Raw genomic sequence first — 8,969 nt, 5'->3', positions numbered from 1 at the left:
TCAGGAAAATATATTGAAAATCTTTTCCACCCAAGTCCTTGTCACAAGCGAAAGTGTGAATCTTCGTATATAGGTTCATGTGTCATGTTGGAGTAGAATAGGATGTTGTGACGTTCCAGGGTTCCAAAGATTTTCAATATAGTTTCCCTTATAGGCAAGTTACTGTATAAAACAAATTTAAAACCAATAGATCTATAATATTAAATACCCTTAAATATTAGAATGTAAACTTTTACAAAGGGTATCTTAAATTTTATCTCATGAATAAAACAATTGAAATACCATATAGACACAATGGTCTTTCCCTTTGAGTATAATATATAAAAAAGTAAGGAGAGAGAACCATGGGAAAAAACGCCATACCCAATGCATATGCCCTTTTAGCTGCCATTTTTGCCATAATAGTATCAGGGAAATTAGATTTAAACCAACAAAATGTAGTGGGAAACTTTCTGCAAACTATAGGACAAAGTATTTTAACCATAAATGCAGCAGATCAGCAACAGGGGAATAACAACTCCCAGTCAAAAGGGGAAGAAATGTATTATCAGCTTAAACTCCTAAAAGACCAAATACAATATATGGAAGATAAGTTGAATGAAAAGGATTATGAAGATTAAAGGAAGATAAAATTAAATTGAAAATTCTCTTCCTTACAATAAAAAAAGTTTTAACTTTTAATATATTATTATAAAATTATAATTAGATTATAAAAAAACAAAGGAGGGTTAAGGTGAGAGTAGGATTTATAACAGATATACATTCTAATAAATATGCATTAGAGGAAGTATTAAAGGATATAAAAAGAAAAAATCTAGATAAAGTATTTTGTCTAGGAGATTTAGTTGGATATGGAACCTTTCCAAATGAAGTTATAAATAGGATAAGGGAAGAGGCAATACCTACAATTCAAGGGAATTATGACCAGAGTGTAGGAGAAGAACTAATGGCATGTGGTTGTGACTACAAGGACCAAAAATTAATGGAAATGGGTGCTAGATCCCTATATTGGACCCAAGAAAATACTAGTGGTGAAAATAAAAAGTGGCTAAGGGAATTACCAAAGGAAATGAATATAGAGGTTGAAGGAAAGAAAGTAAAGTTAGTTCATGGTAGTCCTAGAAAAAATAACGAATATCTTTATGAAGATGCAGAGATTTTAGAAGAAATAACTAAGAAGGCAGATTTTAATATATTAGTATGTGGTCATACCCACAAACCCTATGGAAAATATGTGAATAATGTATTTGTAGTAAATGGAGGGAGTGTGGGAAAGCCTAAACATGGAAATCCAAATGGAACCTATGTGATTTTACATATTGAAGATGACATACGCATGGAAATTGTAGAAGTTGAATATGATTATGAAAAAATGGCAAAGGCCATAGAGGAAAGTGAAATTCCTAGTGAATTTGCAGAAAAAATTAGAAAAGGTATAAGTTAAAATAATGGGAAAGCACAATGCTTTCCCATTATTTTTTTGAATTTTTGTCATAAAATTAGTTAAATAGCAATAGTCTGTGTATTGGGGACGGATGTTTTTGGAGGTCTGAAAATTAAAAATTGACATTTTTATTAAAAATTTTCATAAGATTGAAGGAATTTCCACTTCATTAGAGAATATAGTTAAAGTGAGTTGTGTCAGGGGGATTAAAACCTCTAAGAACTTAAGCACAAAACTAATCAAAAATAGGGAGGAATGAAGAGTGAAAAGACTATTATCTTTCTTACTGATTTTCGTGTTGATGTTTTCATTAGCAGCATGTGGAAGCCAGCAAGAAACTAGTACAGAAGAAAAGCCTGCTGAAGAACCTAAGGCAGAAGAAACTGCAAAAGCTCCTAAGTATAAGATAGGAGTAATAACTGGAACTGTATCACAAGGTGAAGAAGAGTTTAGAGCTGGACAAAAAATTAAGGAAATGTATGGTGACATGATTGTTACTCAAACATATCCAGATAACTTTATGAAAGAACAAGAAACTACTATCTCTAATATATTAGGTGTTGCATCAGATCCTGATGTAAAAGCGATAGTTATGGTTCAGGCTATTCCTGGAACATCTGCTGCTATTGACCAATTAAGAGAAGTAAGACCAGATATCCTATTTATAGCTGGAGTTCCTGGCGAAGACCCAGACGTTATTGCTTCTAAGGCAGATGTTGTATTCCAAGCAGATGAACTTGGAATGGGTACTTCTGTTATAGATCAAGCTAACAAAATGGGAGCTAAAACTTTCGTACATTACTCTTTCCCAAGACACATGTCTTATGCATTACTTGCAAAGAGAAGAGACTTATTTAAAATTAGATGTGAAGAATTAGGAATTAAGTTTGTAGACGCAACTGCTCCAGATCCAACAGGAGATGCTGGAGTTCCAGGAGCACAACAATTTATTTTAGAAGATGTTCCTAGAAAAATAGAAGAATTTGGTAAAGATACTGCATTCTTCTCAACAAACTGTTCTATGCAAGAACCACTTATTAAGTCATCATTACAAGGTGGAGCTATACTTCCACAACAATGTTGTCCTTCCCCATACCATGGATATCCAGGAGCATTAGGAATCGAGATTCCAGATGATAAAAAAGGTGACATTGATTATGCTGTAGAGCAAATCAAAGGAAAAGTTGCAGAAGGAAATGGAACTGGAAGATTCTCAACTTGGCCAGTACCAGTTAACATGATGTTTGTTGAAGCTGGAGTTGAATATGCAAAGGCTTATCTTGAAGGTCAAACTAACGGAAAAGCTGATCAAGCTAAGGTTAAAGAATTATTTGAAAAGTATGCAGGTGTTGAAATGCAACTTACTACATATGAAAATGAAGAGACAGGCAAAAAGCATGAAAACTTCTTTATGGTTCTATCTGGTTATATAACTTTCTAAATCAAAGTATAAAGGTTGTCGTGGTTTCGGCAACCTTTAAATTCTTTATGAAATTAATTGAAAAAAACATGGATGGTCAAATGAAATGAAAAAGAGTTTGTTTTACCTAAATCATAATTTAAGATAAATTTGTGTAAATAGATTTTATTATATGGACTACTTTAAACAATAAAAAATTGAAAGTTATAATTCAGATACTTGCTCGAAGTATGAAGGAGGCTATATTCAATGTCTGAGTATGTACTAGAAATGAGAAATATAAAAAAGGACTATTTTGGAAATAAGGTTTTAAAGGGAATAGATCTAAAAGTAGAAAAGGGAGAAGTTTACGCCCTTTTAGGAGAAAACGGTGCAGGAAAATCCACGCTTATGAATATTTTATTTGGTATGCCAGTTATCCATTCTACTGGAGGGTTTGAAGGAGAAGTACTTATAGATGGTGAAAAAGTAAATATTAATTCTCCTCAAATGGCTATGGAAATGGGAATAGGAATGGTACATCAAGAATTCATGCTTATACCTGGATTTACTATAAGTGAAAATATTAAATTAAATAGGGAAACATTAAAGGATAATGTATTTAGTAAAGTTTTTGGAGAATCTTTAAAGACCCTAGATACTAAGTCTATGGAAAAGGATGCTAGGGTTGCCTTAGACAAATTAGATATGAACATTGACGAGTGGGTAAAGGTATCGGGATTACCCGTTGGATATATGCAGTTTATAGAAATTGCAAGGGAGATTGACAAGTTAAATGTTAAATTATTAGTCTTTGATGAGCCAACAGCTGTACTTACAGAAAGTGAAGCGGACAACCTATTAGATGCCATGAGACGTATTACAGATTCTGGCATATCCATCGTATTTATAACTCACAGACTAGATGAGGTTATGAACGTATCTAAAAATATTAGTATTTTAAGGGATGGTGAAAGTGTTGTAGCTCTTAAAAAGGTAGATACAAATGTAATGGAACTGGCAGAACTTATGGTAGGAAGAAAAATTGAAGGTTTGTCTGATATAAATGAAGGCTTTGATGACTATGAAAACAGAGAAGTTGTCTTAAAAACTAAGGATTTTTCCGTTGAAATGCCTGGTGAAGAAGTAAAGGGCATAGATCTTGAAATATATAAGGGAGAAATATTTGGTATAGGAGGACTTGCAGGTCAAGGAAAAATTGGTGTTGCCAATGGTATAATGGGGCTTTATCCTTCCCAAGGGGAAGTTTATATAAATGGCAAAGAATTAACACTTAATTCACCTATAGATTCACTTGAAAGTAGATTATCCTTCGTGTCAGAAGATAGACGTGGAGTAGGTCTTTTATTAGATGATTCAATAGAGATGAATATTGCCATGACAGCCATGCAGGTAAATGAAAAATTCTTAAAGAAATTTGGATTTTTTAGTCACAAGGATACATCACATATAAGAAATCATGCCAATAGTATGATTAAACAATTTGATATTAGATGTGTTGGTCCCCATCAACTAACTAGAAGGTTAAGTGGAGGAAACCAACAAAAGGTATGTTTAGCTCGTGCCATTACCCTAGAGCCTAATATCCTTTTAGTATCAGAACCAACACGTGGAATAGATATTGGTGCTAAGAAGTTAGTACTTGATGTATTAAAACAATTGAAGGAAGAACAGGGAATGACCATAATTATGACATCTTCTGAGCTAGGAGAATTAAGGTCCATATGTGATAGAATCGCCATCATAACAGAGGGTAGGGTTGAAGGAATATTAAGACCTAATGATTCTGATGTGGACTTTGGTCTTATGATGTCTGGAGATTATCATAAGACAAAGAGAAAGGAGGCTAAATAAGATGAAAACCATAGCACAAAAGGTTGTTAAACCTTTAGGAATACCAAGACTTATCATAATATCATTCTTAGCTATATTATATGTGTCAGCCTTCTTTTTAAAGTTACCAGTGGCTGGTCTTGTTAATAGTCATCTAGTACGTATGGGCATGAATGGAGTATTAGTCCTTGCCATGGTACCTGGAATTTTATCTGGAATTGGTCCAAACTTTGGCATACCAATTGGAATAGTTTGTGGAATAATTGGTGGACTTATGAGTATTGAATTAGACCTATATGGGGCTAAGGCATTTATGACAGCAATACTTATTTCTATTCCCCTATCTGCTGCTGCAGGATATTTTTACGGAGTATTACTTAATAAGGTTAAGGGATCTGAAATGATGGTTGCCACTTATGCAGGTTTCTCTGTAGTATCCTTAATGTGTATAGGGTGGTTAATATTACCATTTACTAGTAATGAAATGAAATGGCCTATAGGTACAGGTCTTAGAACTACCATTTCACTAGGAAAGAGATTTGATAAAGTATTAAATGATTCCCTTGCTTTTCATATAGGTTCTATAACTATACCTACCATGCTATTTGTATTTTTCTTTGCAGCGTGTTTCTTAGTATGGTTATACTTAAATTCTAAAGCAGGTATTGCAATGAAAGTTGTTGGAGAAAATCCTAAGTTTGCCATAGCATCAGGTATAAGTGTGGATAGATATAGAATAATATCTACCGTATTGTCCACTGTACTAGGAGCTATAGGAATAATAGTATATGCACAGAGCTATGGATTCTTCCAATTGTATACAGCACCCCTTATGATGGCCTTTGGTGCAGTTGCGGCCATATTAATTGGAGGAGCATCATCTACTTATGCTACCATATTCCATGTAATATTAGGATCATTCCTATTCCAGGGATTATTAGTTGTAGCCCTACCTGTTGCCAATGTATTAGTACCTGAGGGGAACTTATCGGAAGTAATGAGAGTTGTAGTCCAGTATGGAATAATTCTTTACGCTCTTACTAAGGCAGGAGGTGGCAAATAGTCATGAATAATAAGTTTTCACGTATGATATTTGACAACATAGTTACCATAATCTTTGTGGTTTTATGTTTAGCAGGAATAGTGGCTTCTAAATTGCCTCTTTTCTTCATAGGATCCCAATTGTTAACAAGAATAGGAAGAAATTCATTCCTAGTATTATCCTTAATTATTCCAGTATTAGCTGGTATGGGACTAAACTTTGGTATAGTAGTAGGTGCCATGGCTGGGCAAATGTCTATCATATTAGTTACTAACTATGCTCTAAAGGGTGTAGAAGCATGTACAGGATTGACAGGATTTTTAATTGCAGTAGTTGTAAGTACTCCTATTGCCATTTTATTTGGATGGGTAACGGGTCTTATATTAAATAAAACTAAGGGTCAAGAAATGATAACGTCCATGATGTTAGGTTTCTTTGCAAATGGCCTATATCAATTGTTATTCCTGTTTTTAGTGGGAACATTAATACCTATGGAAAACCCCGTTTTAATGATAAGTGGTGGAGTAGGTATAAAGAATGTGGTTGATATGAACCACAGTATTAGATATGCCGTTGACAATGTATATAAAGGTTCATTTACTGAGTTATTAATCATAATGGGAGTGATGGGAATCCTATTATCCCTATGGATAATGAAAAAATCTAAGGAAAGTAAAGTATACGAAGAAAAGGTTGGAAACAAGCCATTTGTTTATATGGGAGTATCAGCCTTATTCATAGGTTTATCCATATACTTTAAATCTACGGGATCATTATTTGCAAATATTAGAATACCAATATCCACTTATGGAGTCATAGTTGGACTTTGTGTATTTAATGTATTGATCATAAAGACAAAGCTTGGTCAAGACTTTAGAACTGTAGGTCAAAGTAGACACATAGCTGGAGTTGCTGGTATTAATGTGGACAAGGTAAGGATCATATCCATAATAATTTCCACTGTATTAGCCGCATGGGGACAATTAATATTCTTACAAAACCTAGGTATACTAAATACTTATGGTTCCCACGAACAAGCTGGTATGTTTGCCGTTGCGGCCTTACTTGTAGGTGGAGCCTCCGTATCAAGGGCAACTATAGGCCAGGCAATACTAGGGGTTACATTGTTCCATACCCTATTTATCGTATCACCCCAAGCAGGTAAAAACCTATTTGGAAATGCCCAAATTGGAGAGTATTTTAGAACTTTCGTTGCCTATGGAGTTATAGGTGTATCATTAGGATTACATGCTTGGAAGAATATGGTTATATCAAAGAGGAAAAGTATTTAATAGGAGATAGAGTCATTATGAATTGCACCTCAAATGTTAGATATGAATCTGATATTTGGAGGTGCATTTTATTATGGATAAATATTTGTTAAAGAATAAAAAGAGTATATTACAGTTAGATAGATGTGTTACATAAATTCACATAAATGTAAAAAAATGTTGAATGATAGGCTTTTATATATTATTATGTTATTTGTATTGTATTTAAGTAATTAAGGAGGAATGAAATGAGAATTGAAAAAATATCAAGAAAATTAATTGCAGTAATAGTGCTAACAATGGCTATTTTTGCAAACTTAGGAGTAAGTGCTTATGCAGTAGAAGGAGATACAGTAGGAATTGGGAATCTAACAAAAGATGATATAATCGCAGGATGGTATTTTGATGATGAAAATGGAAGTGTAGTAAAGGATGTAACAGGAAAGTACAACGGAACGTGTAATGGGACTAATATTGTAGATACTCCTTATGGAAAAGGAAGAAGTTTCAAGTGTGGAGATAGTATTGATTTTGCAAATGCTATTATACCTAAGGGAGAAAAATCGATAAGATTTAAATTCAAATCAGATAATATAGAATCATCATATTCGGTTGTTCAGACTATAATTTGTAATACTAATATGTCATCTAAAGGTTCATACGGTACAGAAGTGGGATTGTATAGGGGCAGAATTTTTTTTAATATTAGAAATTCAAAAGAAACTAAAATCATTGATTCTTACACAGATGAAGTATATGCTGATAATAAATGGCATGATGTTTTAGTAACCTGGGACGGTACTATAAATGAAAGTAAAGTAAAAATATATGTAGATGATATGAAAATTCCTAAAAAAATAAGTACTGCTAAAAGCCTCGAAATACATCAACCTTCAAATGATTTTAGAATAGGAAAACAGTGGAATGAATTTGAGAATCATAGATCTTTCGAAGGGGAATTGGCTCAAATAGAAATATATGACGAATATTATATGCCGCCATCACCATCAACGAACCTAGTTGCAACTGGTGAGGATGCAAAAGTAATACTAGAATGGGATAAGGTTGATAATGTAAAAAGCTATGAGGTTTTAAGGTCAACAACTTCTGGTGGACCATATAATACAGTCTTAGGAATTGTCTATAAACCTGAAAGAAGTTATATAGACGAGCATCTAGACAATGGTACTACATATTACTATGTGATACGAGCAATTCAAAACGGCGTCAAAAGTATAAATTCAAATGAGGCATCTGCCACTCCAACATCCGGACACACAGGTGGAGGAGAAACGAATGGGAATAAAGCATTATTAAAAATAATAATGTTAAATGGAAGGGAAAATGAATATGATATAACCATGACTCAAGTTAAAAAATTCCTTGATTGGTATGAAAATGGGAAAGGATATTATGTGATAGAAAAAAATCATAATATGGGTCCATTTGTTATTAGAAAAGATTACTTGGCTTTTGATAAAATTATGCAATTTGAAATAATGGAATATAAAAAATAAATATTAATAGTCCTAGCTTTTGCCTAGGGCTTTATTTACTTGTTAAAAAAATAATTATTTTTAATTTGATAATATGGTCTTATCTCTTGAAATAAAAGTACGGGAAAATTAATGTAAATTTCAATCTACAGATTAAATTTACGAGTCATATGTATGGACAGTTGGTTTTCATTGATAATATTATATATAATATACTGTTAAACAACTATAGATTTCGTAGTAATAAATTAATTTTATACAAAAATGTTTTTGGTAATTAAAGGGTTTGTTGGATTCGGTAAGTCGTTAATCGTTAGTTGTCTTTCGTTAAAACCAAGAAATCTATATAGATTTCTGGTGTATAAACTTGCTTTATGTGGGCCTATTTCAGGAAAATATATTGAAAATCTTTTCCACCCAAGTCCTTGTCACAAGCGAAAGTGTGAATCTTCGTATATAGGTT

General features: G+C 33.0%; 7 protein-coding genes. All 7 read left to right on the top strand.

Annotated features, from left to right (window positions below; all coding sequences use genetic code 11):
- Positions 1–344: 344 nt before the first annotated feature.
- The 7 genes from N4A57_RS02225 to N4A57_RS02195 all read left to right on the top strand — a co-directional run bounded on the left by N4A57_RS02225 (position 345) and on the right by N4A57_RS02195 (position 8,527).
- Positions 345–620: a hypothetical protein gene (locus N4A57_RS02225; protein ID WP_293655829.1), complete on the top strand. Its 276-nt coding sequence runs from the start codon at positions 345–347 to the stop codon at positions 618–620.
- Between the two features lie 113 nt (positions 621–733).
- Positions 734–1,444 carry a metallophosphoesterase family protein gene (locus tag N4A57_RS02220; RefSeq protein ID WP_293655828.1) on the top strand — a complete coding sequence of 237 codons (711 nt, stop codon included), beginning with the start codon at positions 734–736 and terminating at the stop codon, positions 1,442–1,444.
- Positions 1,445–1,706: 262 nt separating this feature from the next.
- On the top strand, positions 1,707–2,885 hold the full coding sequence (locus N4A57_RS02215; protein WP_293655827.1) for a DUF3798 domain-containing protein: 1,179 nt from the start codon (positions 1,707–1,709) through the stop codon (positions 2,883–2,885).
- 228 nt (positions 2,886–3,113) lie between these two features.
- Positions 3,114–4,718, top strand: a complete 1,605-nt coding sequence (locus N4A57_RS02210) for a sugar ABC transporter ATP-binding protein (protein WP_293655826.1) — start codon at positions 3,114–3,116, stop codon at positions 4,716–4,718.
- A 1-nt stretch (position 4,719) separates the two neighbouring features.
- The gene (locus tag N4A57_RS02205) at positions 4,720–5,760 is read left to right on the top strand and encodes an ABC transporter permease subunit (protein WP_293655825.1); all 1,041 of its coding nucleotides are present in this window, start codon (positions 4,720–4,722) and stop codon (positions 5,758–5,760) included.
- A 2-nt stretch (positions 5,761–5,762) separates the two neighbouring features.
- On the top strand, positions 5,763–7,031 hold the full coding sequence (locus tag N4A57_RS02200) for an ABC transporter permease subunit (protein ID WP_293655824.1): 1,269 nt from the start codon (positions 5,763–5,765) through the stop codon (positions 7,029–7,031).
- Positions 7,032–7,258: 227 nt separating this feature from the next.
- Positions 7,259–8,527, top strand: a complete 1,269-nt coding sequence (locus N4A57_RS02195) for a LamG-like jellyroll fold domain-containing protein (RefSeq protein ID WP_293655823.1) — start codon at positions 7,259–7,261, stop codon at positions 8,525–8,527.
- Positions 8,528–8,969 lie beyond the last annotated feature (442 nt).

It is taken from the genome of Anaeromicrobium sp. (assembly GCF_025210435.1).
Lineage (GTDB): Bacteria > Bacillota > Clostridia > Peptostreptococcales > Thermotaleaceae > Anaeromicrobium.
This window is presented reverse-complemented; position numbering and strand designations above follow the sequence as displayed.